This is a genomic window from Sphingobium sp. TomTYG72, from assembly GCF_055394715.1.
The window spans coordinates 2,078,499-2,104,011 of sequence record NZ_AP027336.1; the positions used below are offsets into that span (position 1 = coordinate 2,078,499).

27 protein-coding genes and 2 tRNA genes are annotated in these 25,513 nt (G+C 59.7%); 13 read left to right on the forward strand and 16 right to left on the reverse strand.

The genetic code is table 11. The features are described 5' to 3' along the window. Positions 1-56: 56 nt before the first annotated feature. The 4 genes from ACZ5U1_RS10320 to ACZ5U1_RS10335 all read left to right on the forward strand — a co-directional run bounded on the left by ACZ5U1_RS10320 (position 57) and on the right by ACZ5U1_RS10335 (position 3,919). On the forward strand, positions 57-728 hold the full coding sequence (locus ACZ5U1_RS10320; protein WP_464778324.1) for a pyrimidine 5'-nucleotidase: 672 nt from the start codon (positions 57-59) through the stop codon (positions 726-728). Then, positions 725-1,564, forward strand: coding sequence for a 2,3,4,5-tetrahydropyridine-2,6-dicarboxylate N-succinyltransferase (gene dapD, locus ACZ5U1_RS10325; RefSeq protein WP_196224746.1), 840 nt, complete (start codon positions 725-727; stop codon positions 1,562-1,564). The genes ACZ5U1_RS10320 and dapD overlap by 4 nt, the downstream gene beginning before the upstream one ends. Positions 1,565-1,769: 205 nt before the next feature. Continuing rightward, entirely contained in the window at positions 1,770-3,629 is a 1,860-nt protein-coding gene (locus ACZ5U1_RS10330; protein ID WP_464780027.1) for an ABCB family ABC transporter ATP-binding protein/permease, read from the forward strand. A gap of 11 nt (positions 3,630-3,640) precedes the next feature. After that, positions 3,641-3,919, forward strand: a complete 279-nt coding sequence (locus ACZ5U1_RS10335) for a hypothetical protein (RefSeq protein ID WP_464778325.1) — start codon at positions 3,641-3,643, stop codon at positions 3,917-3,919. Between the two features lie 49 nt (positions 3,920-3,968). Here ACZ5U1_RS10335 and ACZ5U1_RS10340 read toward each other — a convergent pair whose 3' ends face one another. The 3 genes from ACZ5U1_RS10340 to ACZ5U1_RS10350 all read right to left on the reverse strand — a co-directional run bounded on the left by ACZ5U1_RS10340 (position 3,969) and on the right by ACZ5U1_RS10350 (position 6,992). Further along, entirely contained in the window at positions 3,969-4,361 is a 393-nt protein-coding gene (locus tag ACZ5U1_RS10340; RefSeq protein ID WP_464778326.1) for a hypothetical protein, read from the reverse strand. A gap of 89 nt (positions 4,362-4,450) precedes the next feature. After that, positions 4,451-4,849, reverse strand: coding sequence for an acyl-CoA thioesterase (locus ACZ5U1_RS10345; protein WP_464778327.1), 399 nt, complete (start codon positions 4,847-4,849; stop codon positions 4,451-4,453). Positions 4,850-4,931: 82 nt separating this feature from the next. After that, positions 4,932-6,992, reverse strand: coding sequence for a S9 family peptidase (locus ACZ5U1_RS10350; protein WP_464778328.1), 2,061 nt, complete (start codon positions 6,990-6,992; stop codon positions 4,932-4,934). Between the two features lie 106 nt (positions 6,993-7,098). On the opposite strand from ACZ5U1_RS10350, the gene ACZ5U1_RS10355 reads away from it, so the two are divergent. After that, positions 7,099-8,880 carry an aminopeptidase P family protein gene (locus ACZ5U1_RS10355; protein WP_464778329.1) on the forward strand — a complete coding sequence of 594 codons (1,782 nt, stop codon included), beginning with the start codon at positions 7,099-7,101 and terminating at the stop codon, positions 8,878-8,880. Positions 8,881-8,893: 13 nt separating this feature from the next. Here the strand turns inward: ACZ5U1_RS10355 and ACZ5U1_RS10360 are convergent, their stop codons facing one another. Then, positions 8,894-9,064, reverse strand: a complete 171-nt coding sequence (locus ACZ5U1_RS10360; RefSeq protein ID WP_464778330.1) for a hypothetical protein — start codon at positions 9,062-9,064, stop codon at positions 8,894-8,896. An 86-nt stretch (positions 9,065-9,150) separates the two neighbouring features. Between ACZ5U1_RS10360 and ACZ5U1_RS10365 the strand changes: the two genes are divergently transcribed. After that, positions 9,151-9,225 (forward strand) — tRNA-Thr (locus tag ACZ5U1_RS10365). Between the two features lie 200 nt (positions 9,226-9,425). After that, complete coding sequence (locus tag ACZ5U1_RS10370; protein WP_464778331.1) at positions 9,426-10,316, forward strand: GGDEF domain-containing protein; 891 nt, start codon at positions 9,426-9,428, stop codon at positions 10,314-10,316. A 51-nt stretch (positions 10,317-10,367) separates the two neighbouring features. Here the strand turns inward: ACZ5U1_RS10370 and ACZ5U1_RS10375 are convergent, their stop codons facing one another. The 5 genes from ACZ5U1_RS10375 to paoA all read right to left on the reverse strand — a co-directional run bounded on the left by ACZ5U1_RS10375 (position 10,368) and on the right by paoA (position 17,083). Then, positions 10,368-11,036, reverse strand: a complete 669-nt coding sequence (locus tag ACZ5U1_RS10375; RefSeq protein WP_464778332.1) for a Crp/Fnr family transcriptional regulator — start codon at positions 11,034-11,036, stop codon at positions 10,368-10,370. A 174-nt stretch (positions 11,037-11,210) separates the two neighbouring features. Beyond that, entirely contained in the window at positions 11,211-13,223 is a 2,013-nt protein-coding gene (locus ACZ5U1_RS10380) for a TonB-dependent receptor (RefSeq protein WP_464778333.1), read from the reverse strand. A 58-nt stretch (positions 13,224-13,281) separates the two neighbouring features. Next, positions 13,282-15,498, reverse strand: coding sequence for an aldehyde oxidoreductase molybdenum-binding subunit PaoC (gene paoC / locus ACZ5U1_RS10385; RefSeq protein WP_464778334.1), 2,217 nt, complete (start codon positions 15,496-15,498; stop codon positions 13,282-13,284). Further along, complete coding sequence (locus ACZ5U1_RS10390; protein ID WP_464778335.1) at positions 15,495-16,451, reverse strand: FAD binding domain-containing protein; 957 nt, start codon at positions 16,449-16,451, stop codon at positions 15,495-15,497. The genes paoC and ACZ5U1_RS10390 overlap by 4 nt, the downstream gene beginning before the upstream one ends. Then, positions 16,448-17,083 (reverse strand): aldehyde dehydrogenase iron-sulfur subunit PaoA, encoded by a 636-nt coding sequence (gene paoA, locus ACZ5U1_RS10395; protein ID WP_464778336.1) that lies wholly within the window; start codon positions 17,081-17,083, stop codon positions 16,448-16,450. Before paoA ends, ACZ5U1_RS10390 begins: the two co-directional genes overlap by 4 nt. A 248-nt stretch (positions 17,084-17,331) precedes the next feature. Here paoA and ACZ5U1_RS10400 point away from each other — a divergent pair. The 3 genes from ACZ5U1_RS10400 to ACZ5U1_RS10410 all read left to right on the forward strand — a co-directional run bounded on the left by ACZ5U1_RS10400 (position 17,332) and on the right by ACZ5U1_RS10410 (position 19,304). Next, positions 17,332-17,406: transfer RNA gene (locus tag ACZ5U1_RS10400), tRNA-Gly, on the forward strand. A gap of 103 nt (positions 17,407-17,509) precedes the next feature. Further along, positions 17,510-18,910 (forward strand): tyrosine-type recombinase/integrase, encoded by a 1,401-nt coding sequence (locus tag ACZ5U1_RS10405; protein WP_464778337.1) that lies wholly within the window; start codon positions 17,510-17,512, stop codon positions 18,908-18,910. Between the two features lie 37 nt (positions 18,911-18,947). Next, entirely contained in the window at positions 18,948-19,304 is a 357-nt protein-coding gene (locus ACZ5U1_RS10410; protein ID WP_464778338.1) for a hypothetical protein, read from the forward strand. Positions 19,305-19,607: 303 nt separating this feature from the next. On the opposite strand, the gene ACZ5U1_RS10415 is transcribed toward ACZ5U1_RS10410, so the two are convergent. Continuing rightward, a complete protein-coding gene (locus ACZ5U1_RS10415) occupies positions 19,608-19,754 on the reverse strand; it encodes a hypothetical protein (RefSeq protein WP_464778339.1) in 147 nt (48 codons plus the stop codon). 541 nt (positions 19,755-20,295) lie between these two features. Here ACZ5U1_RS10415 and ACZ5U1_RS10420 point away from each other — a divergent pair. Further along, on the forward strand, positions 20,296-20,517 hold the full coding sequence (locus ACZ5U1_RS10420; RefSeq protein WP_464778340.1) for a helix-turn-helix domain-containing protein: 222 nt from the start codon (positions 20,296-20,298) through the stop codon (positions 20,515-20,517). A gap of 265 nt (positions 20,518-20,782) precedes the next feature. Here the strand turns inward: ACZ5U1_RS10420 and ACZ5U1_RS10425 are convergent, their stop codons facing one another. From ACZ5U1_RS10425 to ACZ5U1_RS10450, 6 genes are all read right to left on the reverse strand, one after another. Next, the gene (locus ACZ5U1_RS10425; RefSeq protein WP_464778341.1) at positions 20,783-21,280 is read right to left on the reverse strand and encodes a hypothetical protein; all 498 of its coding nucleotides are present in this window, start codon (positions 21,278-21,280) and stop codon (positions 20,783-20,785) included. After that, positions 21,280-21,699, reverse strand: coding sequence for a helix-turn-helix domain-containing protein (locus tag ACZ5U1_RS10430; RefSeq protein WP_464778342.1), 420 nt, complete (start codon positions 21,697-21,699; stop codon positions 21,280-21,282). Before ACZ5U1_RS10430 ends, ACZ5U1_RS10425 begins: the two co-directional genes overlap by 1 nt. Next, positions 21,696-22,124 (reverse strand): hypothetical protein, encoded by a 429-nt coding sequence (locus tag ACZ5U1_RS10435; protein ID WP_464778343.1) that lies wholly within the window; start codon positions 22,122-22,124, stop codon positions 21,696-21,698. Before ACZ5U1_RS10435 ends, ACZ5U1_RS10430 begins: the two co-directional genes overlap by 4 nt. Positions 22,125-22,176: 52 nt before the next feature. After that, the gene (locus tag ACZ5U1_RS10440; protein ID WP_464778344.1) at positions 22,177-22,887 is read right to left on the reverse strand and encodes a recombinase family protein; all 711 of its coding nucleotides are present in this window, start codon (positions 22,885-22,887) and stop codon (positions 22,177-22,179) included. Between the two features lie 124 nt (positions 22,888-23,011). Then, a complete protein-coding gene (locus tag ACZ5U1_RS10445) occupies positions 23,012-23,653 on the reverse strand; it encodes a hypothetical protein (RefSeq protein ID WP_464778345.1) in 642 nt (213 codons plus the stop codon). Positions 23,654-23,849: 196 nt separating this feature from the next. Further along, entirely contained in the window at positions 23,850-24,305 is a 456-nt protein-coding gene (locus ACZ5U1_RS10450) for a Fic family protein (protein ID WP_464780028.1), read from the reverse strand. A 216-nt stretch (positions 24,306-24,521) separates the two neighbouring features. Here ACZ5U1_RS10450 and ACZ5U1_RS10455 point away from each other — a divergent pair, with 216 nt between their 5' ends. Continuing rightward, positions 24,522-24,680: a hypothetical protein gene (locus tag ACZ5U1_RS10455; protein ID WP_464778346.1), complete on the forward strand. Its 159-nt coding sequence runs from the start codon at positions 24,522-24,524 to the stop codon at positions 24,678-24,680. Between the two features lie 91 nt (positions 24,681-24,771). Further along, positions 24,772-25,371, forward strand: a complete 600-nt coding sequence (locus tag ACZ5U1_RS10460; RefSeq protein ID WP_464778347.1) for a Fic family protein — start codon at positions 24,772-24,774, stop codon at positions 25,369-25,371. Positions 25,372-25,513: the final 142 nt, after the last annotated feature.

Here is a 25,513-nt window from a genome sequence, read left to right on the forward strand (position 1 = left end):
GAGGGGAGAAGGGTTAGTGGGTTGCTCTCGCCATCGTGGGGGACTAGGGCGCGGCCATGCGTGCCGAGCTTGATCATGTCGATTGCTGGATCTTCGATCTGGACAATACGCTGTATCCGGCGAAGGCGGACCTGTTCGCGCTGATCGACGTGAAGATGGGCGAGTTCATCCAGGGACTGCTGGGCTGCGACCCGGAAGTCGCAAAGGCCACGCAAAAGCGCTATTTCATGGAGCATGGCACGACGCTATCGGGGCTGATGCACCATCATGGCATCGAGCCGCGCGCCTTCCTGGACTATGTGCATGATATTTCAATGGATCGACTGGAGGTGGATGAGGCGCTGAATGCGCATATCGCTGCCCTGCCCGGCCGCCGCCTGATCTTCACCAATGGCGATGCGGATTATGCGCAGCGCGTGCTGGACAGACTGGGTCTTGGCCAGGCTTTCGAGCTGATCCACGACATCCATGCCTGCCAATATGTGCCCAAGCCCGATCCGTCAGGCTATGCCGAGCTGTGCCGGGTGCATGAGGTCGATCCCCGCCGCGCCGCTTTCTTCGAGGATATGGCGCGCAACCTGCGGCCCGCCAAGGCAATCGGCATGTCCACCATCTGGGTGAATAATGGCTCCGAAGCGGGCAATCATGAGCATCATCCGGACTTTATCGATTTCGAAACTGACCATCTGACGCCATTTTTGGCCGACATTCTGGGGACAAGACCATGAGCCAAGACCTGATCGCCACCATCGACGCCGCCTGGGAGGACCGGGCCAATGTGAGCCTGACCACGCAGGGCGAAGTCCGCCAGGCGGTCGACAAGGCGCTGGCGATGCTGGACAAGGGTGAGCTGCGCGTTGCCGAGCCCACGGCGGAGGGCTGGCAGGTCAATCAGTGGGCGAAGAAGGCGGTTCTTCTGTCCTTCCGCCTCAACGACAATGTCATGATCGATAATGGTCCGGGCGCTGGCCATTGGTGGGACAAGGTGCCCAGCAAGTTCGCAGGCTGGGACGAAGGGGCGTTTCGCGCTGCCGGGCTGCGCGCGGTGCCGGGCAGCTTCGCTCGCGCCGGATCGCACATCGCCAAAAATGTCATCCTGATGCCGAGCTTCGTCAACATCGGCGCCTTCGTCGATGAAGGCACGATGGTCGATGCCTGGGTGACGGTGGGCAGCTGCGCCCAGATCGGCAAGAATGTCCACCTGTCGGGTGGCGTTGGCATTGGCGGTGTGCTGGAGCCGTTGCAGGCCGATCCGGTGATCATCGAGGATGACTGCTTCATCGGCGCGCGGTCGGAAGTCGTTGAGGGCGTGCGCATCGGCAAGGGTTCGGTGCTGTCGATGGGCGTGTTCATCGGCCAGTCGACCAAGATCGTGGATCGCGCTACGGGCGAAGTCTTCATGGGCGAAGTGCCGCCCTATTCGGTGATCGTGCCGGGGTCCTTGCCGGGCAAGCCGCTGCCCGATGGCACGCCGGGGCCGAGCCTGTATTGCGCGGTGATCGTGAAACGCGTGGATGCGCAGACGCGGTCCAAGACCGGGATCAACGAGCTGCTGCGGGATTAAGCGACACTGCCCCCTCCCGCAGGCGGGAGGGGCCGGGGGTGGGCCGCGATTGCGCCAGCAATCGTGCCGCCCTCTGGGATAGGGTGCAGGCTCGCTGCGCTCGCACCCACCCCTTCCCCTTCAAACGAGTCACGTGCCTCGTTTGAACTTGAAAGGGAGGGGCTTATAAGTGGCATTCAGGGCTTGGCTCTCCTACATAGCCCCCATGCCGCCATCGACGCCCGACAACACCCCCCTCCCGCCCGTCTGGGCGACGCTGCGGCGGTTTCTTCCTTATCTTTGGCCTGCCGACGCCCCGGCGCTACGGCGGCGCGTGGCCATCGCCATGTTGCTGGTGGTGCTGGCAAAGGTCATCAGCCTGGCCATGCCTTTCGCCTACAAGGCCGCGATCGACCGCATGGCGCCGGGTCTGGAACCGGGCGTGGCGCTCGCCGTAGCCCTGGTCGTCGCCTATGCGGGCGCGCGGTTTGGGAGCGTGCTGTTCGACAATCTGCGCAATGCGGTGTTCGAGCGGGTTGGGCAGGAAGCCGGGCGGCGGCTGTCAGATGATGTCTTCAAACATCTTCACCGCCTGTCGCTGCGCTTTCACCTCGATCGGCGCACGGGCGCGGTCACCAAGATCGTGGAGCGCGGGACCAAGAGCATCGACACGATGCTGTATTTCCTGCTGTTCAACATTGCGCCGACGGTGCTGGAACTGGCGGCGGTCTGCGTCATCTTCTTCGTCAAGTTCGGGCCGGGCCTCGTCATCGCGACATTGGCGATGGTCGGCCTCTACATCTGGTTTACCCGCACCATCACCGAATGGCGCAACCAGTTGCGCCGCGACATGGTGGACATGGATACCAACGCGGTCGCCCATGCGGTGGACAGCCTTCTGAATTTCGAGACCGTCAAATATTTCGGCGCGGAAAGTCGCGAGGCGGCGCGCTATTCCACGGCAATGCGGCGTTACGCCGATGCCGCCGTCAAATCGGAAAACAGCCTTGCCTGGCTGAATATCGGCCAATCGCTGATCACCAACCTGATGATGGCGGGCGCGATGGGCTACACCGTTTGGGGATGGAGCAAGGGCAGCTTCACCACTGGCGACGTCGTGCTGGTTAACACGTTGCTTAGCCAACTATTCAGGCCGCTCGATCTGCTGGGTATGGTTTACCGGACGATCCGGCAGGGCGTGATCGACATGGAGGCGATGTACAAGCTGATCGATACGGAGGCGGAGATCGCCGATGCGCCGAACGCCCCGGCGCTGAACGTCCGGGCGGGCGAAGTGCGCTTCGATCATGTGCGCTTCGGCTATGATCCCGATCGCGAGATATTGCATGATGTGAGCTTCGCTGTGCCCGCTGGACGGACGCTGGCGATCGTGGGGCCTTCAGGAGCGGGTAAGTCCACCATCGCGCGTACGCTGTTCCGTTTCTATGACATTCAGGGCGGCCGCATCCTGATCGATGGGCAGGACATTGCGCAGGTCACGCAGGCATCCCTGCGCGCGGCGATCGGCATCGTGCCGCAGGACATGGTGCTGTTCAACGACACGGTAGGCTATAATATCGGCTATGGCCGGGCGGGCGCGACGCAGGCGGAGATCGAAGCGGCGGCGAAGGCAGCTTCCATCCACGACTTCATCATGCGCCTTCCCCAAGGCTATGAGACGCGCGTGGGCGAGCGGGGGCTGAAGCTCTCCGGTGGCGAGAAGCAGCGCGTGGCGATTGCCCGCACCTTGTTGAAGGACCCACCTGTCCTGGTGCTGGACGAAGCGACAAGCGCGCTCGACAGCCGCACGGAAACGGAAATTCAGGATGTGTTGCGCAACATCTCTCGAAAGCGAACGACTTTGGTAGTGGCGCATCGCCTGTCCACCGTGGTGGACGCGGACGAGATCATCGTGCTGGATCAGGGACGGATCGTGGAACGCGGACGCCATGCTGATCTGGTGCGGGCCGACGGGCTCTATGCCGCGATGTGGACGCGTCAGGCAACAGAGCGGGAGGAAATGCCCTCAGATGCGGTGATCGATGACGGAATCGCTGTCAGGGAAGCCTCAATGAGGACGGGTTGAGAATGCGGCATATGACGAAGGAGGCTGGTCGCGGCTGGCGACTGGCACCATGGGCGGCGATTGCGATCATCCTGATGGTACCGTTGGTCGCGATGCAGTTCACCGACGAGGTGCGCTGGACCGGCCATGATTTCCTTACGGCGGGGGCGCTGCTCTCCGGCGCTCTTTTAATCTATCAACTTAGCGGGCGGTTCGTGAGCGGGCGTGGGCAACGGTTCCTGTTGGCCGGTGCCATATCGATGATCGTCATTCTGCTGTGGGCGGAAGGCGCGGTGGGCATCTTCTCCTGAAGGTGAGCAAGCGGCCCCGGTCCGGACGCGAGGCCGCTTCCCTCAGCGGTTAGCGCTTTGTGACGGTCGTCGTCGTCTTTTCGATCACCGTCGACGGCGCGGCGGTGGAGGCCTGAACCTGTGCATCGGTCCTGATGCTCGCCTGGGTTTGGCCAATGGCGGTGTCGGCAAAGCCCTGGGCCTCCACAGCGGCTTTGATGGCGTCCTGCTCCTTGCCACTCTTCAGCCTTTCCTGAGCGAGACGGAGCGAAGCCTGGGCCTGCGCGAGAACAGCCGGGTCGAACTGGCCTGCCTGCAGCTTCGCGGCGGCATCGATCTTGCCCTGCGCCTGCGCGATGGCCTTGAGCGCCTGTTCTTCATCGCCTGCGAGCGCGGGACCGCTCGCGAGGAAAAGCGCCGAAGCGGCCGCAAGAGCGCGTAGGGAATAACCGGATTTACGCATATTCTCTCCTGTGAATGTTGAAAGCCGGGTAACGTGCCGGAATGAACCGGGTTCCGGATGCGCGGTTGCAGGAGAGGGATGAGCTGCCGTCAGTCTGGCAGAAAAAGCGCGGCAACATCGGCTGGCACACGCAGGATGCGGCCGCTTGTCCGGTCGATGATCGCCCAGGTGGATTTGGCGCTGACCTTGACCTTGCCGTCCGGGCCGATGAACTCCATGTGCCGGTCGAACCGCGCGCCACGCGGCGCTTCCGCTATCCAGGTGCGGGCGGTGACCGTCTCCCCCTCCCGCACATTGCCGCGATAGTCGATCTCGTGCCGGGTCACGACCCAGACATAGGCATCGAGATGTTCCGGCGCGGCATCGCGGGTCCAATGTTCGGTCGCGACCTGCTCCATCCACTGCACCCATACCGCGTTGTTCACATGGCCGAGCATGTCGATATGCTGAGGGCCTGCGGTGATCCGGGTGGTGTAGGTGGAGGACATTATATTGATGCTCCGTTGCTGGCTCGCTACGCTCGCACCCTCCCCCGCCCCCTCCCTTAAAAGGGAGGGGAGAGATTATTGGCTATTGAGATACGCCTAGCTGCCAGAGAATGAAGGTGAATTCCTCGGCCGTTTCCTGAAGGCTTTCGAAGCGGCCCGATTTACCGCCATGACCTGCGCCCATATTGGTTTTGAGCAGCAGTACATTGTTGTCCGTTTTGGTTGCGCGCAGCTTCGCCACCCACTTGGCCGGTTCCCAGTAGGTGACGCGCGGGTCGTTGAGACCGGCGGTGACGAGGAGCGGCGGGTAGGATTGCGCCCTCACATTATTGTAGGGATCGTAGGACAGGATCGTTTCGAACGCCGCCTTATCCTCGATCGGATTGCCCCATTCGGGCCATTCGCCGGGCGTCAGGGGCAGGCTTTCGTCCAGCATCGTGTTGAGTACGTCCACGAAGGGAACATGCGCGACGACCGCGCCCCATAGGTCGGGATCGCTATTGATCACCGCCCCCATCAACTCGCCGCCCGCCGAGCCGCCGGAAATGCTGATCCGACCCTTTGACGTGTAGCCGCGCTCGATCAGCCCCTTCGCCACATCGACGAAGTCGTTGAAGGTGTTGGTACGCTTGTCGAGCTTGCCGTCCAGATACCATTGCTGGCCAAGGTCATCGCCCCCCCGGATATGGGCGAGCGCGAACACAAAGCCCCGGTCGAGCAGCGACAGGCGGCTGGTTGAAAAACCCGGTTCCATCGCGATGCCATAGGCGCCGTAGCCATAGAGGTGGAGCGGCGCGCTGCCATCGCGGGAGTAGTCCTTGGGATAGACGATTGAGACCGGGATGGGTGTGCCGTCACGCGCGGGGATGGTCACCCGTTCGGTTGCGTAGCGGGTCGCGTCGTAGCCCGACGGGATTTCCTGGACCTTCAGCACTTCCATCTCGCCGGTGGCCAGATGATAGTCGTAGATGGTGTCCGGCGTGACCATGGACTCATAGCCGATACGCAGCTTCGTCACATCATATTCGGGATTGTCGTCGAGCGAGGCGGAATAGCTCGCCTCCGGGAAGGAAAGCCGCTTGGCCGAGTGGGTCGCGTAATCGCGCAGCTCGATCTGGTCGAGCCCGTCCTGCCGCCCTTCCGTGACGTAGAAGTTTTTGAAGAGGGTGAAGTCGGTCAGGTAGAAATGCGGATCGGCGGCGATCACTTCCGACCATTCGTCCGGAGCATCCAGCGAGGCTTTCACCAGCCGGAAGTTGGGATGGGTGTCATTGGTGCGGATGTAAAGCGTGTCTTCATGCTCATCGACATCATATTCGCGGCCGGGCTTGCGCGCGGAAACGAGCAGCGGCTGAGCCAAGGGATTATCGGCGGGCAGCAGCCAGCTTTCGGTGGTGACATGGTCGCCTGTGGCGATGACGATCCATTTTTCCGAGGAGGTCAGGCCAACCGACACGCGGAAGCCCTCATCATCCTCATGGAAAAGCTCGACATCGCTATCCACCGGCTGGCCCAGCCAATGGAGGCGCGTATTGTCGGTGCGCCATTGGTCGTTGGCAATGCCGTAGAGCAGGCCCTTGCTGTCGCTGGTCCAGACGAGCGAGGACAGGGTGTCGGGAATGACTTCGGGCAGGATTTCGCCCGTGAACAGGTCCTTGATCCGCGCCTCGAACCGTTCCGAACCATTATTGTCGATAGCGTAGGCGAGGTAGCGGCCGTCCGGGCTGACGGACAATGCACCGAGGCGGAAATATTCATGCCCCTCCGCTAGCGCAGGCTCATCCAGGATCAGTTGATCGTCGCCGCCAGCGACCGGGCGACGATACCATTTGCGATATTGCGCGCCGGTTTCGAACGCCCGCCAATAGACATAATCGCCGTCCTTTTGCGGAACGGAGCTGTCATCTTCCTTGATACGGCCCTTCATCTCCGCAAAGAGCGCGTCGGTCAGCCGCTTGTGCGGCTGCATGGCGCTTTCGAAAAAGGCGTTTTCCGCCTCAAGATAGGACAGGACATCCTTGTCCTTCACGTCCGGATAACCCGGATCGCGCAGCCATGCCCAGGGATCTTCCACCGTGATGCCATGGTGGGCGAAGCTGTGCGGGCGGCGGGCGGCGGAAGGAGGCGTGCTGTCGGCGGTCATTCAGTATCCTGATTCTCGTATAGGAAGCGCGCTGGCATAAGCGGCTGGGCCTGCTTATGTTGGCGGCAGCCTGCCCTGCGCAAGGGTTCTCGATCAAGGAAATGCGATGTCGACCCATGAAGACCGTCTGAAAGCCCTGCGCGAACAGCTGATGCGCGAGCGGCTGGACGGCTTTGTCGTGCCGCTGACCGATGAGCATATGAGCGAATATGTCGGCGAATATGCGCAGCGCCTTGCCTGGCTGACGGGCTTTCAGGGGTCGGCGGGGAGCGCGGTGGTGCTGCCAGAAGAAGCGGCGATCTTTGTCGATGGGCGCTACACGCTGCAAGTGCGCGAGCAGGTCGATGCCGCGCATTGGCAATATGAAAGCGTGCCGCAGACCTCGGTCGCGGCCTGGCTCGGCACCCATGCGCCCGAGGGCGGGCGGATCGGCTATGATCCATGGCTGCACACCCGCGCATGGGTGAAGGCGGCGAGCGAAGCGCTGGCAGAACGCGGGGCGGAGCTGGTGGCGGTGGATAGCAACCCGGTGGACGCGGTCTGGCCCGATCGCCCAGCGCCGAGTGATGCGCGGCTGGTGGTCCATGAGGATCGCTATGCCGGGCAGAGCGCTGCTGAGAAGCGGCAAGCAATGGCCGACTGGTTGACGTCGAAGAAGTCGGACGCGGTGGTGCTGTCGGCGCTGGATTCCATCGCCTGGACCTTCAACATCCGGGGCAAGGATGTCTCCCGCACGCCTGTCGCGCTGGCCTATGCCATCGTGCATGCCGATGCGACGGCGGACCTCTATGTCGCGCCCGAGAAGATGGACGAGGCGGTCGTGCAGCATCTGGGCAATGCGGTGCGGGTGCATCCGCGCGCGGACTTTGCCGGGACGCTGGCAGGGTTTGCGGGCAAGACGGTTGCAACGGACCCGGAGCGCGCCGTGGCGGCAATCTTCGAAGCGCTGGACGCGGGCGGTGCGACGATATTGCCGCTCCGCGATCCGGCCGTGCTGCCCAAGGCGATCAAGAACCCGGTGGAGATCGCCGGGCATAAGGCGGCGCAGGCACGCGACGGTGCTGCCCTGTCACGTTTCCTGCACTGGATCGCCGTCGAAACGCCCAAGGGCGGGGTAGATGAACTTGCCGCCGCCGCCCGACTGGAGGGGTTCCGCAAGGAGACCGGGCTGTTGGAGGACCTATCCTTCGACACGATCAGTGGCGCTGGCCCCAATGGCGCGGTCGTGCATTACCGGGTCGAGCAGAAGACCAACCGAGCCATCGAGCCGGGATCTTTCTATCTGGTCGATTCGGGCGGCCAGTATCGCGACGGCACGACCGATGTGACGCGGACCATCGCGATCGGCACGCCGACGGAAGAGATGAAGCGGCGCTTCACGCTGGTGCTGAAGGGCCATATCGCGCTTGGCCGCGCGCTGTTTCCAACAGGAACGCGCGGTAGCCAGCTGGATGTTCTGGCGCGCCAGTTTCTTTGGGCAGAAGGGCTCGATTATGCGCATGGCACCGGGCATGGCGTCGGCAGCTTCCTGTCGGTGCATGAAGGCCCCCAGCGCATCGCCACGTTCGGCGGCGGCGACGAACCGCTGCAACCGGGCATGATCCTGTCCAATGAGCCCGGATACTACAAGACCGGCGAATATGGCATCCGCATCGAAAATCTGGTGCTGGTCGAGCGGCGTGATGTGCCCGGAGCCGAGCGGGAGATGCTGGGGTTTGAAACGCAGACCTTCGCGCCGATCGATCGCAACGCCATCGCGGTGGAACTACTGACGGCGGACGAACGGACGTGGGTCGATGCCTATCATGCCAAGGTGATGGAGATTGTCGGGCCGCAGCTGGAAGGTGACGCGCTGGAATGGTTGAAGCAGGCCTGCGCGCCCTTGTGACGGCGCCGCGCCCCTATTCGTCGGGCTGATTTTTCGGGCTGGCTGGTGACGGTGTGGCGCGACCCGCCTCCTCCCGCGCCTGCGCCTTGCGGCGGCGCAAATTGTCGCGCAGCGCCTGCGCCAGCCGTGCCTTGCGATCGTCCTGTCCACTGGTCATCGCCGCGCCATAAGCAAATTGGGGCATCGGCCGCAACCCGCCTTGACAAGCAGGACGCACGCGGCCATAGGCCCGGCTCCGCAGCCCGAAAGGCTTTGCGGGATGGTGAAAGTGCTGCCGTAGCTCAGTGGTAGAGCGCATCCTTGGTAAGGCTGAGGTCGCGAGTTCAATCCTCGCCGGCAGCACCATTTCCCGACAGGCTGGAGCAGCCATGCTCGCCTGCTTTCCTATTATTGATTATTGTTACGCAATTTAATTCAGATTATTTCGCCTGCGGGGAATCGGGAATCCGGGGGGAATCAAGGTGCGCGAGCAACAAGCCGTTGCGCACGAGGTCTTGACGTTTTTACAGCGTCAAAGCCTCGCGCCTACGCCGCAGAATTACGCAATGGGCTACGTGCTGAAAAGCGGTACGAACGAGCCGTTGTCGAAAGCCGTCAACGATGCCACCGACGGCGGCATCAGGATGAGCCAGCAGCAGGCGGACGATATCTTCGTGCGCTGTCTCGGCAGCTTTGGCGGTCAGGGTGGAGCCCATAACGCCGACGCACTGAGAAACCAGACCCGGCATCAGCTCCTGCGGCTGGCCGAGGTCGCGAACAGCGCGGCGGAACGGACCGGGGATTTCAACCGGGACCTCAACATCGGTTACGAAAAGCTGGCGGACAAGGACGGCGCTGGCATCGGCCTGGTCATTTCCGACATGATCGAACGTTCATTGCGGGCCGAGCAGGATCTCGCCGCGGCAGCAAGGGAGGTGGAGGTCCTGAGGCAGGAACTCGACACCGCGCGCCATGACGCCAATCTGGACGCGTTGACCGGCCTGCTCAACCGGCGGGCGCTGGAAACGGCGATGGACCGGCTGAAAGGTGGAAAGTGCTCCTTTGTCGTCGCGATCTGCGACGTCGATCATTTCAAGCGCGTTAACGACCGATATGGCCATTCGGTTGGGGACCGGGTGCTGAAGATGGTCGCAACTTCCCTGGTAGAAAGCTGCGGCGGACAACTAGTGGGGCGCTGGGGCGGCGAGGAATTCCTGGTGATCGTGCAGGGACTGGCGCCAGCGCAGGCCTTGGAGTTGCTGGATGCAGCCCGGCGCGACCTGGGCCAACGGGCCTTCAAGCTGCGTGACACGGATGAGCCAATGGGGGCCATCACCTTTTCGGCGGGCGTTGCTCTGGTCAGCGAGGGTGCGGAATGGTCAGGTGCGCTCAATGACGCCGATGCGGCGCTATACCGGGCCAAGGCGCAGGGGCGGAACCTGATCCTGATGGCATGACCGGCTGTGCTGCCGTGTCCCCGTCTCTTCCCTAAGTGTGATGAACGCAGGTCAGGGCAGCGGCTTTGGCAGCCAACTTAGATCCTGCGCGAGTGTTCGGGTCGGTACGCCGCTCAGTTTACGCAAGCCCGGGACGTTGAGCAGTTCGATCCTGTGGCCGTCCCGCAGGATAAGACCCTTGTCCTCCAGCGTGCGGAAGACGCGGTTCACATGGACGGCGGTAAGGCCGATGACGTCGCCGATCTGTTCCTGCGTCAGCGGATGTTCGAAACGCGGCCCGGTGCCGGGTTGAACGACATTCAAGCGGCTATGCAGGTGAACCAGAAAATCGGCGAGGCGGCTTTCGGCAGAAGTGCGGCCGATCGAGCAGAGCCGGTCCATCAGCATGACGCGTTCCTGCTGCACGCTGAGAAACATGAGGGCGGCCATGTGCGGCGCGCGCGTGAAAAGGCTGCCAAATGCCGACAGGCTGATCGACCGCAGCTTGACCGGAGTGAGCGCCGTCAAAGTCTCTGCCGCCCGGTCGAGCGCCATGCTGGGCGTACCCAGAAGGTCGCCAGGCAAATGCACTTTCAATATCTGCCGCCCGCCATCGGCCAGCGTCATGCTGCTTAGCGCCCAGCCTTCCAACAACATGTAGATGGACTGGGGGGCATCCCCTTCCCGCCGGTTCGTCCGGTTACGCGCGATCTGCTGAACCGGGCCTGCGAGGCTGGACAAGATTTCGAGTTCCGCCGGACTTGGCGATCGAAATTCAGCCAATCGAGCCGTCGAAAAAGCTCGGGGAGAAGGGTCATCAATATTTGCGCACACGGAACCTCAGGTCGGATGGTTCCGGCCGCTCTAGCAAAGCGTGCGCCGACCCTCTTTGATATGAAGCAAGAAGCGCGAAATTCAGCGGCTCAGCGTCAGTCCGACCCATAATGTGCGCGGCGCGCCGAGGTCCTCCGACACGCCTGTGGCGGTAGTGACGCGGCGGGTGACGACATCTTCGTCGAAGAGATTTTCGCCGCGCAGGATCAATTGGACGCCATGCCCGATCGGCAAGCGAGCGACGGCGTCGGCCGTCACGGCGCCCGGCAGGCGATCGACATGAAGATCGTCTTCATACTGGGCGGAGATATAGCGCAGGGTGGCCGACAGGCTGGGTCCGCGCCGGGGCTGCCAGGCCAAGGTCGTGCTGGCGGCGTGGCGGGGCGTCTGAGCAGGGGAAAGGCCGTCGAAAAGGCTGCCCGGCGCGCGAACGATGCTGTGGCTATAGGCGTAGGAGGCGGACAGGAATAGCGAGCCGATCTGGCCGACAGCGGTCAGTTCGACCCCCTTGGCCACGATGGCATCGACATTTTCCCGCTTGCGCAGATTGGTGTCGATCGTGACATTGGCGATGGCGTCGTCCAGCCGGTTATAGAAGGCGGTTGCCGACAAGGTCATGCCTTTGATTGGGCTTATGTCGATCCCGGCCTCGATCCCCTTCAGCTTCTCCGGCGCGAGAGCGTCATTGGCCTGCGTCGTGACCGGAAAGACGACGAAAGGCCGGTAAAGCTCGTTCAGCGTCGGCAGGCGGAAGCCGGTATAAGCCGCGCCTCGCACGGCAATCCCCTCACCGGCATGCCATAGCGCCCCTGCCCGACCCGACATCTGCCAACCGGAACGGTTCTCAAATTCCCGGTCGGTCGCGCCCAATCCCGCCACGCGGAAGAAGCCATTGCTGATCGTCCAGCGGTCGGCTCGCACCCCTCCCGTCAGGACAAGGCGACCCAAGGTCCAGTCATCTTCGGCGAAAATACCCGTGGTGAGCTGCTGTCCCCCCGCATGGCGGCGCGCGGTGACCAATCCAGTGTCGGCGCTGTAGGCATCCTCGAACATGTCGCCGCTGGCAAAACGGCTGTCCACGCCGATGCGCAGCAGATGGTCCGGGCCAACCGGCGGCCGCAGTTCGACCTTGCCACCAAGGCCAGTGGAAGGCGTGTTCCGCTGATCCAGCGTCTTGCGGAAAGGCGGATTGGAGGAAATGACGATGTTCGCAAAGTTGCGCGCCTGGACATAGGCAAGGGCATCGACCTGCCACCGGCCGCGCGACACATAGCGGATGCTTGCATCCTGCCCTTCGCTCACACTGTCCGCGCCACGAAAGCGAAGCGTCCGATCGTCGTGGAACAATGTCGTGCGGAATTGCAGCTCCTCATTGGCGGAAACCGGAACTACGGCGCGCAGATTGGCCGACCAACTGTCATAGGCGGCAGGGACCGTCGCTGAAACGCGCTGCTCCGATGGCGTCGTGTAAAATCCATCTCCCTTGTCCCAACGGCCGGAGAGGGAGACGAAGCCGCCGCCAAGATCAGGCGTGAGGCTGGCGGACAGTTCGGTCGCATCGCGACTGCCATAAAGGGCGCTGGCGGCCAGAGTGGGCAATTGTTCGCGCGTGGCGCTCGCCAGCTCGATCGTCCCTGCGACCGCGCCCGATCCAAAAGCGCCGACACCGCCCCCACGCGTCACCCTGGCGCCGGAAAGCCGATCCGGCACCAGCGCGCTGAAGGGGATGTATCCGAAAAACGGGTCGGCCATCGGCACCCCGTCCAAGAGCACCAGGGTACGGCTGGACGCGTTCCCGCCCAAGGCACGCAAGCTCGCCCCTTGTGCCGAAGGATTTGCCGACCGGCTGTCGGAGCGCCGAAACTGCTGGAACCCGGCTACGTCGGTCAGGATGCTTTCGATCCTGCCGGACGCGCTGTTTAGCAGGCGTTGCCGTTCGATCTCCACCGACCCATAGGCAGGCGTGCCGGGCGGCAGGGGCAAGCCCGCTCCCGTAATAACGATGCGTGCCTGCGTATTGTCAGACGCCGCCGGTTGGGCGAGCGCGGCAGAGGGTAGCAATGCAGGCAACAGGCAAAGGGATGCGGCTTTCACGGCGTCGCTGATAGCGGTGCGCCCTCCCCCTGACAACGACGCCGCGCGGCCTGCCGCGTCAGGCCAGCGCCGACCCCGCCCGCCCGGCCAGCAGCTTGTCGATGGTGAGCGGATAGTCGCGCAGGCGGATTCCCGTGGCGTTATAGATGGCATTGGCAACCGCTGCGCCAGCACCGCAGATGCCCAGTTCGCCCACGCCCTTGGCCTTCATCGGAGACGATTTGTCGTCCAGTTCATCAATAAAGAGCACATCCTGATCGGGAATGTCGGCATGCACGGGGACCACATATTCCGCCATGTCATGATTGACGAAGAAGCCAAAGCGCGTGTCGACATGCAACGCCTCCATCAATGCGGCGCCCACGCCCATTGTCATGGCGCCGATGACCTGGCTGCGGGCCGATTTCGGATTGAGGATGCGGCCAGCCGCGAATGCGCCGCCCATACGCCTGACCCGAACTTCCGCCGTGTCGACGTCTACCCCGACTTCGCAGAAATGCGCGCCAAAGGTCGCCTGCGCATAATTCCTGGTCAGTTTGCCGAATGTGATCCGGTCCTCCGCCCACAGGCCGCCCTCTTCCGCGAGACTGCCGATGGGCTGCGACTGATTGCCAAATCGCACCAGCCCATCTTCGAAAATCGCGTCGTCTGCCGGGAAGCCAGCCTTGGCGGCCAGCTTGACCCGCAACGCCGCGCAGGCGGCATAGAGGCCCGCAGTGGAGCTGTTTGCGCCGAACTGGCCTCCTGATCCGGACGACGCAGGGAAGCGACTGTCGCCCAGACGCACCGTAACCGCCTCGATCGGCACGCCCAGCATTTCCGCCGCCGTCTGCGCGAGGATGGTGTAGGTGCCGGTGCCGATATCCGTCATGTCGGTTTCCACGACGACCTGGCCGCGCTGGTCCACGCCGACGCGTGCGCCGGAGGGCGCGACGAGATTGTTGCGGAAAGCGGCAGCCATGCCCATGCCGATCAGCCAGCGGCCGTCCCGAACCTGGCCGGGCTTCGGATGACGCTTTTCCCATCCGAACCGCTCCGCGCCCTGACGCAGACATTCAACGAACTTGCGGCTGGAAAAGGGGCGCTGCGGCCCTGCTTCCGGATCATATTGCACATCGTTGCGGATGCGCAGTTCGACCGGATCGACGTCGCAGGCTTCGGCAAGTTCATCCATCGCGACTTCCAGCGCGAGCAGACCCACCGCTTCGCCCGGAGCGCGCATCGCATTGGCTTCGGGCAGGTCCAGCACCGCCAGCCGGTGCGCGATCAGCCGATTGGCACCGCGATAAAGCAGCCGCGTCTGTTGCGCCGCGACCTCCGGACCACCGCCGGGCAAGTCGCCGGACCAGACTTCATGGGCGATCGCATCGATAATGCCATCCTTGTCCGCGCCGATGCGGATGCGTTGAATGGTCGCCGCGCGGTGGGTGGTGTTGTTGGGCACCTGCGGCCGGGCCAGGGCCACCTTGACCGGCCGACCCACCATCCGTGCACCCAGAGCCGCCAGCAGCGCGTCGGCGCGCAGGAACAGCTTTGCGCCGAAGCCACCGCCGATGTAGGGCGAGATGACCCGAATGTTTTCCTTCGGGATCTTCAGCGTAACCGCCATGTCCTCAACGGTCCAGGCGACCATCTGATTGGATGTCCACAAGGTCAGCTGATCACCATTCCATGCAGCCGTGGTCGCATGCGGTTCCATCATTGCGTGGCTTTGGTCGGGCGTCGTGTAGCTCTGGTCGATCTTTACCGCCGCGCTGGCGAAACCCGCGTCGAAATCCCCCGCGCGCGTGTCGGCAGGGCCGCCGAACCCCTCTTCCGGAACGATGGTATTTTGACGTTCGACTGCGAGATCGTAACGCCCTTTTTCCAGGCTGTAGTCGATGCGCAGCAGCCGGGCGGCGTCGCGGGCATTTTCAAACGTATCGGCGACGATCAACGCCACCGCCTGATCATAATGTTCGATCAGGGGTCCGCCCAGCAGATGGGCGGTGTTCCTCCCGCCCTTTGCCAGCGGCCCGGCATTTTGATGCGTGACGACAGCCAGCACGCCGGGTGCCGCTTGAGCGGCGCGCAGGTCCATGGCGTCGATCTTGCCCTTCGCGATTGCCGATCCGACAATCCAGCCATAGGCGGCACCGGGCGCGGCATCGTGCCGTTCATAGGCGTAGGGCGCGGTGCCGGTGACCTTTGCCGCTCCGTCGATGCGATCATGCGCAACACCGATCACACGGCCGCGATCGATGGGATTGATCGTAGCGGGCTTGTCGAATTTCATGGCCGCGCCTCCTTCTGGCGGAAGAGGGATGCCAGCGTCCTGGCGGTCAGTTGCTGCTTGAACGCATTCTGATCGGTGGGCCGGGCGCCTGCCAACGCCGCATCAGCAACCGCAATGGGGCCAGCTTTTGCCGCCGCATCAGCCGCCGGGACGCGCCATGGCTTGGGCGCGATGCCGCCAAAGGCGAAGCGGGTGCCGTCATCTCCGTCGAACACTGCCGCCACGGAAACCAGAGCAAAGGCGTAGGAATGGCGATCCCGCACCTTGCGATAGACATGGGTGCCGCCAATCGGCTTGGGCAATGTCACCGACGTTATGAGTTCGCCCGGTTGCAGCGCATGTTCGACATGCGGCGTTTCCCCCGGCAGTAGATGAAAATCCGCTATGGGAATGGAACGGCGCGTCCCATCCGGGGCCACTGTATCCACCGTCGCATCCAGCACGCGCATCGCCACGGCCATGTCGGAAGGATGCTGCGCGATGCAGGCGTCGCTGGTGCCGATGATCGCCAGACTGCGGCTGATCCCCTTCAACGCGCCGCATCCGCTGCCCGGCTTCCTCTTGTTGCAGGGCATGCGGATGTCGTAAAAATAGGGGCAGCGGGTGCGCTGAAGCAGGTTTCCGGCGGTCGTTGCCTTGTTGCGCAATTGGCCCGATGCCCCCGCAAGCAGCGCGCGGCTGAGCACTGCATAGTCGCGCCGTACCATTTTGTCCGCCGCAAGTGCCGTGTTGCGAACCATTGCCCCGATCCGCAAGCCGCCCTCGGCCGTCCGCTCGATCCGGTCGAGGCCGAGATGGTTGACGTCGATCAGATTCGCGGGCGTTTCGATCTGCAACTTCATGAGGTCGAGCAAATTGGTGCCCCCTGCGATGAAGCGCGTGTCCGGCGTGCGCGCGGCGGCTTTCACGGCATCTTCGACGCTGGCGGCCCGGCTGTAGGTGAAGGGCCTCATGCCTTTTCCTCCCCGGCGACATCACGAATAGCGGCGATGATGTTGGGATAGGCGGCGCAGCGGCAGATATTGCCGCTCATCCGCTCGCGCAATTCCGCGTCCGAGAAGGCGACCTGCTCCAGATCATCGGTCACGTGGCTCGGGATACCCGCCTTGATCTCGCCCAGCACGGCGACAGCGGAACAGATTTGTCCGGGCGTGCAGTAACCGCATTGATATCCGTCATGCGTGATGAAGGCCCGCTGCATGGGATGGAGCTTTTCCGGCGTGCCGAGCCCCTCGATCGTCGTTACGGTTTCGCCCTCATGCATGACGGCCAGCGTCAGGCAGCTATTGATCCGCTGGCCCTCGACAATCACCGTGCAGGCGCCGCACTGACCATGGTCGCAGCCCTTCTTGGTCCCGGTGAGGTGCAGATGCTCACGCAGGGCGTCCAGCAATGTCGTGCGCGGATCGAGTTGCAGATGCACCTGACGGCCGTTCACTGTCAGCTCAACGGTCGTCATGTGTCTTCCCTCGTTAAATTCGGGCACTCGCATCGCCCCGGTTTTCGCGTCGGCCACGACCGGAACCGCCATCGCCGCGCCCCCGCCTTGCAGCACGGCACGGCGAGTCAGATCGTCTGGCGCCATATCGTCCTTCCTCCTGCCGTAGCCAATACGAAGCATATTCCCGGATGATCCGCCATGGTCAGAAAAGATGCGGCGTCGCTCAGATAGGGCGCGCGCCTTCCGCAGCCAAGCGCAGTCCTTCCTCCGGGGCAGGAAAGTCCGCCAGCCGGATAAATTTGAGGCGAGGCCAAATTCTCCCTTGCCGACCTCCCCAACCGCTGCTAGTTGCCCGCCTCACCCGCCGAGAGGGACTTCCTCCGGCCGCCAGAGCGGGCGTAGCTCAGGGGTAGAGCACAACCTTGCCAAGGTTGGGGTCGAGGGTTCGAATCCCTTCGCCCGCTCCAGAAATCGCAGAAATCTGCGATTTTCCAAATCTTCGGTTTTCCCGAACACCAAAAATCCCGATATACGGATCGCATACGGATATCCGGATTTGGGGACGGAATTTTGGAAAAATCGGGTCTTAACGATTCTGCATCGGTCGCGGACGACCACAAAGGTCGGCAGGCAAAGAACATCCTCGAATCAAAGTCTTTTCGCGATGGAGGAATCTACCTCTTCCTTCGAGGGGACTACAAAAAGCCCATATGGTTCTGTCGGATCAAAACTCCCGGCATGAAGGGATACGTCTATCGATCCACCCGGACGGCTGATGAACATCTCGCCTATAAATTTGCCGACGATCTCTACCATCGACAGCTTGTTCAGGTGCTTGGCGGTCAGGTCGTTCACGGAACGAAAATCACCGTCGGCATCGATGCCTTTGTCGAACGCTTCGAAGCGGACAAGGAAAAGCTATCGGTTCACTATCGGGTTTTGCTGCTCAAACGGGTGAAACCATTGGTTGGCAGTCAGACTTTCGAAAATCTGACGACCGCTACAATTTCCAAACTGACCGACGATCTGCGGAAAAACACCAAGAAGGGGATCATGTCCCCCAATACCACCAAACGGATTCACAACGATCTACAGCATTTCTTTCGCTGGTGCGTGGAGGAAGGCTATCTGAAGGACATTCCGAAATTTCCCCGGATCAACGGTGAAAAATCCCGTCGACCGCATTTCAACGAACGGGAATGGCGGAAAATCACCCGGAATTTGCGGGAATTCGTGAAAGTGACGAATCGCAAAACCCTCCGGGAAAGGACGATGCTGGTCAATTACGTCCTGATTCTCGCAAATACCGGCATCAGGGTAGGTGAAGCGAGAAACCTGAAATGGAGGGATGTCCGCGAGATAGACGGCGGCACCGACAAACCCAGGAACGTCGTTCTTACCGTTAGCGGAAAAACCGGCATTCGGGAGGTCGTCTCCAGAACGCCGGACATAAAGCTGTATTTCCGCCGGATTTATGACCTTCGCTTGGCCGAGATCGACGGAACGTCGCTTGATCCTGACGGGCTGGTTTTCTGCCACCAAGATGGATCAGAAATCGGATCGTTCAAAAAATCTTTCCAGACCCTGCTCGAAAAATGCGGTGTGGAAACGGATTCGTTCGGACGGAAAAGAACGATTTATTCCCTCCGTCATACCTATGCGACCTTCCGGCTACACGAGGGGGTGAACCACTATATCCTGTCGCGGAACATGGGAACGTCCGTGAAGATGCTGGAGGATTATTACGGTCACACCTCCAACGTCACCATGTCAGAGGAACTGACAAAAGGCAGACCCCACACCTCAACGGAGCGCACGAGGAAGCGGACGCCCAAGCTGAATGACGCTGCTTTTGGTTGGTTGAAGGGAGCGGAAAACGGCGAAAATCCGGCAAAAACACTGCGGAAATCGCCCCATTCGCCAAGTTCCACAGAATTCGAACCGAGCTATGTGGACCTTATGGGGGAGTGAGCGGACGCGGTGGCATCAACGGTAAGGAGATGCCATCATGGATTTCAAGTTCGCAGCAAATCAGAAGCCGGAAAAGGCAACGGCACCTGTCCAGCGTCGGCAAAAGCTCGTTCGGCGGATCGATCAGCAGATCGGCTATGTTCGAGAAATGATCGAGGGGAAGGAGCAACGGTCGTCATGGGTCTGGATGGACGAGCAGGGACGATATTATGTGCCGGTCAAATATGGACGTCACCCGCTGGAACTGAAGAAGGGAATGTTCTCCATCCTGTGCAAGGATCTCGATGAATGCGAGCATATCCTATGCACCGTCAGGACGATGGTTCTCGCGGGAGAATTCGACGATCACCTGACGAAGGCCACTGCCGAGATCAGAAAGCGATTCGGCAGGTGATAAAACAGCTTCGCTCCGGCGCGCCTCCTGCTAGCAGGAGGTATGAGCGGCCAAATCCAACCCACAGTATGCCCCAGATGCGGACGTCCAGCTTCTGAATGGCATGTGTCCGATGTGCCGACGCACGATTACAGGGTAAAGTGCGGCCCCTGTCGAAAGTTCGTCGGCTGGAAATCGGAAGACCAGCTTTCCATTCAACGGACCATAGCGGATGTGACGGTCATCCCTCTGTCTGAGCCGGGGCCGACGCTGGATGCATTTCTCGAATGATTTGTACCGTGAGCACTAGCTCACGCACATCAGTCAGAAGGCGGTCAAATCACTTTCCAACACACGTCCATCCCGCTCACCGTTCGATTGCGGAACCACCGGAGCAACACTGTTTGTTGAAGTATGCCCCTCGGTAGGCAGCGAACCGCTTTCCGACAGCGGCGTGTCAGCATCGCTCAATGACGGGGACGCCTGACTATCGCCCGGGCCATCTGGAACGGGTTGAAATTGCTCTTCCGCCAATGCCGGTCCATTATATTCTTGATGGCTTTGTTTAGGCTCGGCTTGCGGAGATTTGGTCCGTCTATGTGAACCATGGCCATCGCTGTAAGCGATTATACCGCCAATGATCACGCATAGCAGGATAGCCTTGAAGAGGAAGTTTCGCCGACGTCGACGGCGGCAACCTCGGCAAATCAACAACTCTCGCGTGCTGGTGTGTGTGGTGGTTCGTGAAGGCCCCACTCCAATCGAGACGTGATTTCCGTATTGGGTTCTCTCTGGACGACCTTTTCGGGTGCTATACGAGCGCCGCTCTTCGCTGATGCGGACCATCTGATTGCCCGGAAATACGCCGAGACAATCGTGGCATTCTTTCTGTGCGTACCGAGCCATAACCCCCGCCATATGACACTCAATCGTGTCACCCCTATTCACGATCACGGTGGATATAGGCAACAGAAAATGACACGATTGGTGGGCAGACATTCCGTGGAGCCTGTTGCCATTTCCCGGCATGGATTTGGTCCAGCTCCTCGGCAAAAATGTGCGGCATTACCGTCAGCTGCGCGAAATGACGCAGGAAGAGCTTGCCCATTTAGCGGATATGAAGCGCAGTTATCTCAGCGATTTGGAGCGCGGCACTCGAAATCCAAGCGTGCGTGCTGTTGGGAGATTGGCAACAGCTCTGGGGATAGAGGCAGCATTGCTGTTGCTCCCATGATCCGTTCAGCAAAAAACAGGCTGGCAAAAGCCAGCCTGTAGGTCTTCACTTCGGATGCTTGATCCGCTCACGCTCCGTGGTGTTCGGATGACGATCGGCATACCGCTCAGTGACGAAGCGACCGTCCACGGAATTGCGATGCACGGTCTGACTCGGAATCTTGCTATTCTTACTCACAGTATGTGTACCTCAGGAGGCAGCGCCTAATTGCGCACGCGTCCTGATCGCTCAGATCGGTTTGCTCCCGGTCGATACGACGCGCCAATCACTCAGAAGGCTCCTTAGGCTTTTTCTGAATATGGGCAGTCGAAGCGATCGCTGGCAAGGGAGGAAGACTAACCCCTGCTTCCGTCAAGATATGAGCAGCCAGTGCCCGGAAATAGGGATAGGCGGCGAATTTTCCCACGTTTTTACAAAACCCGATTGCGGCAGCTTCGGTCGCGTCTTTAGGAAGATCATATGAAACACCATATTCAGCCGCGAAGCTGACAACCCTTTTCCGAAGATGCTTTGCTTCCACATGATATTGGAAAATAGCTACAACAATGCTGTCCTCGGCAGAATACTGACAGCCGATGATTTTTCGGCCGTAACTCAACTTCACCTGATTTTTTACATCCCAGTATTCAGGCTCGATGCTGAATTTGCTCGTCAGCAGCCTGATACTGTCGAGTTCAGACTCGCGCGCGACGTGGTTATACTCGTCACCGGAAAACCCGCCCTTAGGAAGATCTTGCGCGACTTCCTTGGAAATATCGCCCATTAAGCAGCCTTTCGCCTCAAACTGGCTAGGCGATTGTCATTCGCAGTCAGACAATCACTATAATCTGTATCGTCCATCATCTCACCCCAAAACGGCACGACATTATCTGCCAAATCGATCGAGACTTCCCGCTGCCGAGCAGCGGCTTGCTCAATCTGGCGCTCGAAATGATCGCAGGTGAGTCGGGGCGTTTCATCCATCGCATTAACGGCTCGCGCGAAAAGCCTCATGGTGAAGTTTTTGCACTCATCGCTGAAGACTTGGCTGATTCGAGCACGAGAAACCCCCATCGCCTTAGCCAGGTCTGCACGAGAAAAGCCTTTTTCTTCCATAAGATTATGCAAAAAAAGCTGTGCATCGACAATGAACGCCTCCTCCGCGAAGACGGCATCATGCTCCTGGTTGCTGATGATGGTCATTTGTCCTTTCCTTTCGTTTCGACCTGTATAGCTGACTGGATTTCATCAGCGATCTCCAACGCTCGGCCGAGGACGATGGGATCTGCCTTATCTTGTTTCTTTGCCAAGTCAGCTTTCACAATGATGAAGGTTTTTATGTTTCCAACCGTAGTCTGGAAGCCGTAAAACCTGTGCTTAAAGCCCTTAAATGCTTGCAGAAGAACCTTTTTTGATCTTCCTTCATTATAATTGAACATATTGGGAACTAGCTTTTGCCCGACGCACCAGCCTTTCATTATAGCAATAAATCTTGCCTGTTGCTTCGTCTCAAGCGAATCAAAATCCTTTTTGGGCGATTTGGCGATCACCACGCGTGCATCACCTGCAACCGCAAGGATGCTGCATCCAAGCTTTTTGAGACTCTCATCATCATCTTGATCCGCCATACCGCAGTGGAGTTAAGATTTCTCTTAACACATTGCAAGCCGAATGTGTCCGTCACTCGTCGAACGCCGCGACACCACCTTTGGCCGTAATCGCTGTCAAACAACCGCGACGGCCCTGTTCGTGGGACGGAATGTCAAGCCGCGCCAAAATATTCTTGACCGTCTGAGCGGTAAAACACCCTCCCCTGACGGATGGAACACGCGCCGCATTTAAGGAGGAGGCGATTGCCCGCAACGACCAACCGTCACGAAACATCGGAACGATAATCGCCTCCATCGAGCGTGCATATGCTAACGCTTGACTGCGATGGCGCTCTTTTAATGCCAAAGCATTTTTGCCAAGGCGAACACCCCGCTTCTTCGCTTCCGCCAAGGCGCTGCGGGTTCGTTCCGAAATCAGCCTTCGCTCCTCCTGCGCAAGCGCAGCGAAAATATGCAGCTGGAAATCAGTGGCGTGGGGCATATCGGCCACGACCAACCCAATCCCCTGCTCCATGATCCCGGCGATGAAGCTAACTTTGCGCGAAAATCGATCCAGCTTCGCAATCAGGATTTTCGCTCCATGCTTCTTGGCATGGGCAATCGCCTTCCATAGTTCTGCACGATTGTCAGACTTGCCAGAATGAACCTCGATAAACTCGGCGACCACCACATCTCTGGCATTCAAAAATGCTTCGATTTTCGATTTCTGTGCAGCCAGCCCCAGACCAGATCGACCTTGGGAGGCTGTCGATACTCGGAAATAGGCAACATAGCGGTTCATAATCAGGCTCCGTCCAAAACAAACGTTGGTTTGTCGTAGACGGCCATCCCACTTCCATGGGAGGTGGCAACAGGCGATTCATCATGCACAGAACGGAATGTCGGGGTTCTGGTGAAAGCTGTAATCACCTACCTTTCTTGATTCTCATAAAGTCTGTGAGGCCAGCGGCTTTGAAGGCATCCAACGTTTCCAGCTCGTCACCGAGAGGCTTGACTACCGTGTGGGTGATGGTGCCCAGCATGTCACATATTTGAATAGCAGATCGCACTGCGGCGGATATCCATTTGCAGAAGCGATCCATATCAGGCGGATAGATGAGATCGGTTTCAGACGGAAACATACCGTGGCTTCCGTCCGGTGCGACATAAGTGTTTATTGCAGTTTCAAGCACGTACAGATTTAACACGATAGAACCATCCAGCTCCCGGATCGTCGGCAGCTTTCTTAGTTCTGGGCGCCATTCATAAGCCTTGGCGATCAAGACATCGTTGATGTGGCCGCCAAAAACATTCCGAAGATATTTCGCGAATTGAAGATCGGACTGGAGAGCCTTCATGGCAGCGGCTATCGCGGGGTGGTCCCGATATAGCGTCCTCAGGCCACCTTCTAAATCCGCAAGATTGCCCAACGCGACTAGGACGACCTTCAAAAACGGCATCCACGTTCCAGAAGGCCCAATCTGGTTGATCAATTCCTTGTCAGCAACGACGAGGTCGCCGTGTATAATCCTTGATCGAAAATAGATTCCCTCTAGCGGCGTCATCATTCCCTACAAAGCTCTACAAGCAGTGTCGCCATCCCCTTAGCAGGCATGGCGATCATTGGAAGCGCCAGAGACATTACGCCGGTAATTCCATCGAGGGCTTGGTTTACGGACGGAGAGAGAGGTGCCGGATTGACGTAAGAAACGTTATGAGCCCTGTCGGTAAGGCCACATGTCTTAAAAGCTCGACAGCCTCACCTCATGGCCCATGCTGCAAGCTTTGGTAATACCAATGGTGGAGGAAGCCGAGGGGAGCACTTTCAATTCCTCCCATTAGCCAGAGCCAGAATGCACGGCCGGATCTACCGTTTCCGTCGCTGAAAGGGTGCAAATTCTCATATTCCTTATGGGCAGTATAAGGGTCTCTGGCTTCCGACAATAAACGCGCAAGACGTTGGGTTATTTCTGGACCGCCGCGAGGCGGAAGATACGCGCCTACCTGCACATTCATCCCCGGTAGATCGCGAAGGCGTGCTCCTGGCTGCACGGTTGCGACAAATCTGCATAGCCCTTGTATGCTGGGTTCCTCTTCTAGAAATCGCTCATGTGCAGAGATTTCGACATCCGTGACAGGGCGAACGATACCCTCGATCCGATTGCTTTCCTCCACGAAGGCACGAAGGCTCGCCGGCTTCAGCATGTATATCGCTCCCATCGCTTCACCCAAAAAACTCACGTCGACCGTGGTCCACTTTAGTCAAGAGCCATGTGGCGTGTGCGCAAAAGTACGCTAACTTTCACCATGCGAAAATCGCAATTAACATTCGCTTGTACGCGTGCTACGCCGCCTACCATATAGGACCCATTTCCCCCGACGTTCGTTTACCTGACGTAAAAGGGTTATGTGCACGTTGGCTTTGAAAGGATGACCATGACCGAAGAACTGAAGAGAGAGCTTCAGCGCGTTAGAGGGCGTGAGATGTTGCCTGCCGAAATCGAGGCGCAGCGGGTCAGCTTCGTGTACGGCAATGCGCCGTCCGACGATCATGGTACTAAGGAAACGGTTCGCCGGTCGCTGGAGCTCGCATAAAGTTACCCGGCGGGTACTTGACTGCCTGGCCACATTATCGAAAAAAAGAAAGCCCGGCCTGAAAAGGTCGGGTTTTTCTTAAGAGGCAGATATGATCGTACTGGACAAGGGGAGCGACATTTTTCAGTACGTTTCGGAGCGCAATCGTGCGCGACAATATGATTTTTTACGAACAGCGTATGAAGTTTTTAAAAACGTACAATTTCCTTTGGGTAAGCAGTTTCTCTGCGACCTGAATTTTTACGCGGTTCAATATCTTTCGGAGCAGCCGGGGCGGTATCGAGAAAAATACAACGTGGAGGTGGGCAAACATGTGCCCTGCCGTTGGGAAAGCGTCGAACCGTTGATGGAACGGTTTTGGCACAGCCTGCTGAACCAGTGGGCAGCAATGTCCGCATTGGAGAGTGCCGCATTTGCCCTCTGGGGCGTAAACCACATCCACCCTTTTGCTGAAGGAAACGGTCGGTCTTCACGTGCTCTGTCGTATTTCATTCTTTGCGCCAAATTCAATGAGTGGCTTCCAGGGTCGAATACCGTGACAGAACAGATTCGGATCACTCATAGGGACCGCTATTGCGACATTCTAAATCGCATGGACAAGGGGATGGATGAAAGCGGTATGACCGATCTTTCAGAAATGGTGAGCTTCCTTGACGAGCTACTAACGGTGCAACTGCGCTCCGCTCCATGATTCCGATTATCTACACGCCTTCAATCTGCCTTGTTATAGCGGTTTTTAGCCGTTCATCGATCTTTCGGACCTGATCGATCCGTGAAAATGCTTCCAGACCGATCGTCAATACATAGTCACATAGCAGCTCATTGAGAACCTG

Coding starts and splice junctions, on each gene's coding strand:
- ACZ5U1_RS10320 (WP_464778324.1), top strand. CDS start 57: ATGCGTGCCGAGCTTGATCATGTCGATTGCTGGATCTTCGATCTGGAC.
- dapD (WP_196224746.1), top strand. CDS start 725: ATGAGCCAAGACCTGATCGCCACCATCGACGCCGCCTGGGAGGACCGG.
- ACZ5U1_RS10330 (WP_464780027.1), top strand. CDS start 1,770: ATGCCGCCATCGACGCCCGACAACACCCCCCTCCCGCCCGTCTGGGCG.
- ACZ5U1_RS10335 (WP_464778325.1), top strand. CDS start 3,641: ATGACGAAGGAGGCTGGTCGCGGCTGGCGACTGGCACCATGGGCGGCG.
- ACZ5U1_RS10340 (WP_464778326.1), bottom strand. CDS start 4,361: ATGCGTAAATCCGGTTATTCCCTACGCGCTCTTGCGGCCGCTTCGGCG.
- ACZ5U1_RS10345 (WP_464778327.1), bottom strand. CDS start 4,849: ATGTCCTCCACCTACACCACCCGGATCACCGCAGGCCCTCAGCATATC.
- ACZ5U1_RS10350 (WP_464778328.1), bottom strand. CDS start 6,992: ATGACCGCCGACAGCACGCCTCCTTCCGCCGCCCGCCGCCCGCACAGC.
- ACZ5U1_RS10355 (WP_464778329.1), top strand. CDS start 7,099: ATGTCGACCCATGAAGACCGTCTGAAAGCCCTGCGCGAACAGCTGATG.
- ACZ5U1_RS10360 (WP_464778330.1), bottom strand. CDS start 9,064: ATGCCCCAATTTGCTTATGGCGCGGCGATGACCAGTGGACAGGACGAT.
- ACZ5U1_RS10370 (WP_464778331.1), top strand. CDS start 9,426: ATGGGCTACGTGCTGAAAAGCGGTACGAACGAGCCGTTGTCGAAAGCC.
- paoC (WP_464778334.1), bottom strand. CDS start 15,498: ATGAAATTCGACAAGCCCGCTACGATCAATCCCATCGATCGCGGCCGT.
- ACZ5U1_RS10390 (WP_464778335.1), bottom strand. CDS start 16,451: ATGAGGCCCTTCACCTACAGCCGGGCCGCCAGCGTCGAAGATGCCGTG.
- paoA (WP_464778336.1), bottom strand. CDS start 17,083: ATGGCGCCAGACGATCTGACTCGCCGTGCCGTGCTGCAAGGCGGGGGC.
- ACZ5U1_RS10410 (WP_464778338.1), top strand. CDS start 18,948: ATGGATTTCAAGTTCGCAGCAAATCAGAAGCCGGAAAAGGCAACGGCA.
- ACZ5U1_RS10425 (WP_464778341.1), bottom strand. CDS start 21,280: ATGGGCGATATTTCCAAGGAAGTCGCGCAAGATCTTCCTAAGGGCGGG.
- ACZ5U1_RS10430 (WP_464778342.1), bottom strand. CDS start 21,699: ATGACCATCATCAGCAACCAGGAGCATGATGCCGTCTTCGCGGAGGAG.
- ACZ5U1_RS10435 (WP_464778343.1), bottom strand. CDS start 22,124: ATGGCGGATCAAGATGATGATGAGAGTCTCAAAAAGCTTGGATGCAGC.
- ACZ5U1_RS10440 (WP_464778344.1), bottom strand. CDS start 22,887: ATGAACCGCTATGTTGCCTATTTCCGAGTATCGACAGCCTCCCAAGGT.
- ACZ5U1_RS10445 (WP_464778345.1), bottom strand. CDS start 23,653: ATGATGACGCCGCTAGAGGGAATCTATTTTCGATCAAGGATTATACAC.
- ACZ5U1_RS10450 (WP_464780028.1), bottom strand. CDS start 24,305: ATGGGAGCGATATACATGCTGAAGCCGGCGAGCCTTCGTGCCTTCGTG.
- ACZ5U1_RS10455 (WP_464778346.1), top strand. CDS start 24,522: ATGACCGAAGAACTGAAGAGAGAGCTTCAGCGCGTTAGAGGGCGTGAG.
- ACZ5U1_RS10460 (WP_464778347.1), top strand. CDS start 24,772: ATGATCGTACTGGACAAGGGGAGCGACATTTTTCAGTACGTTTCGGAG.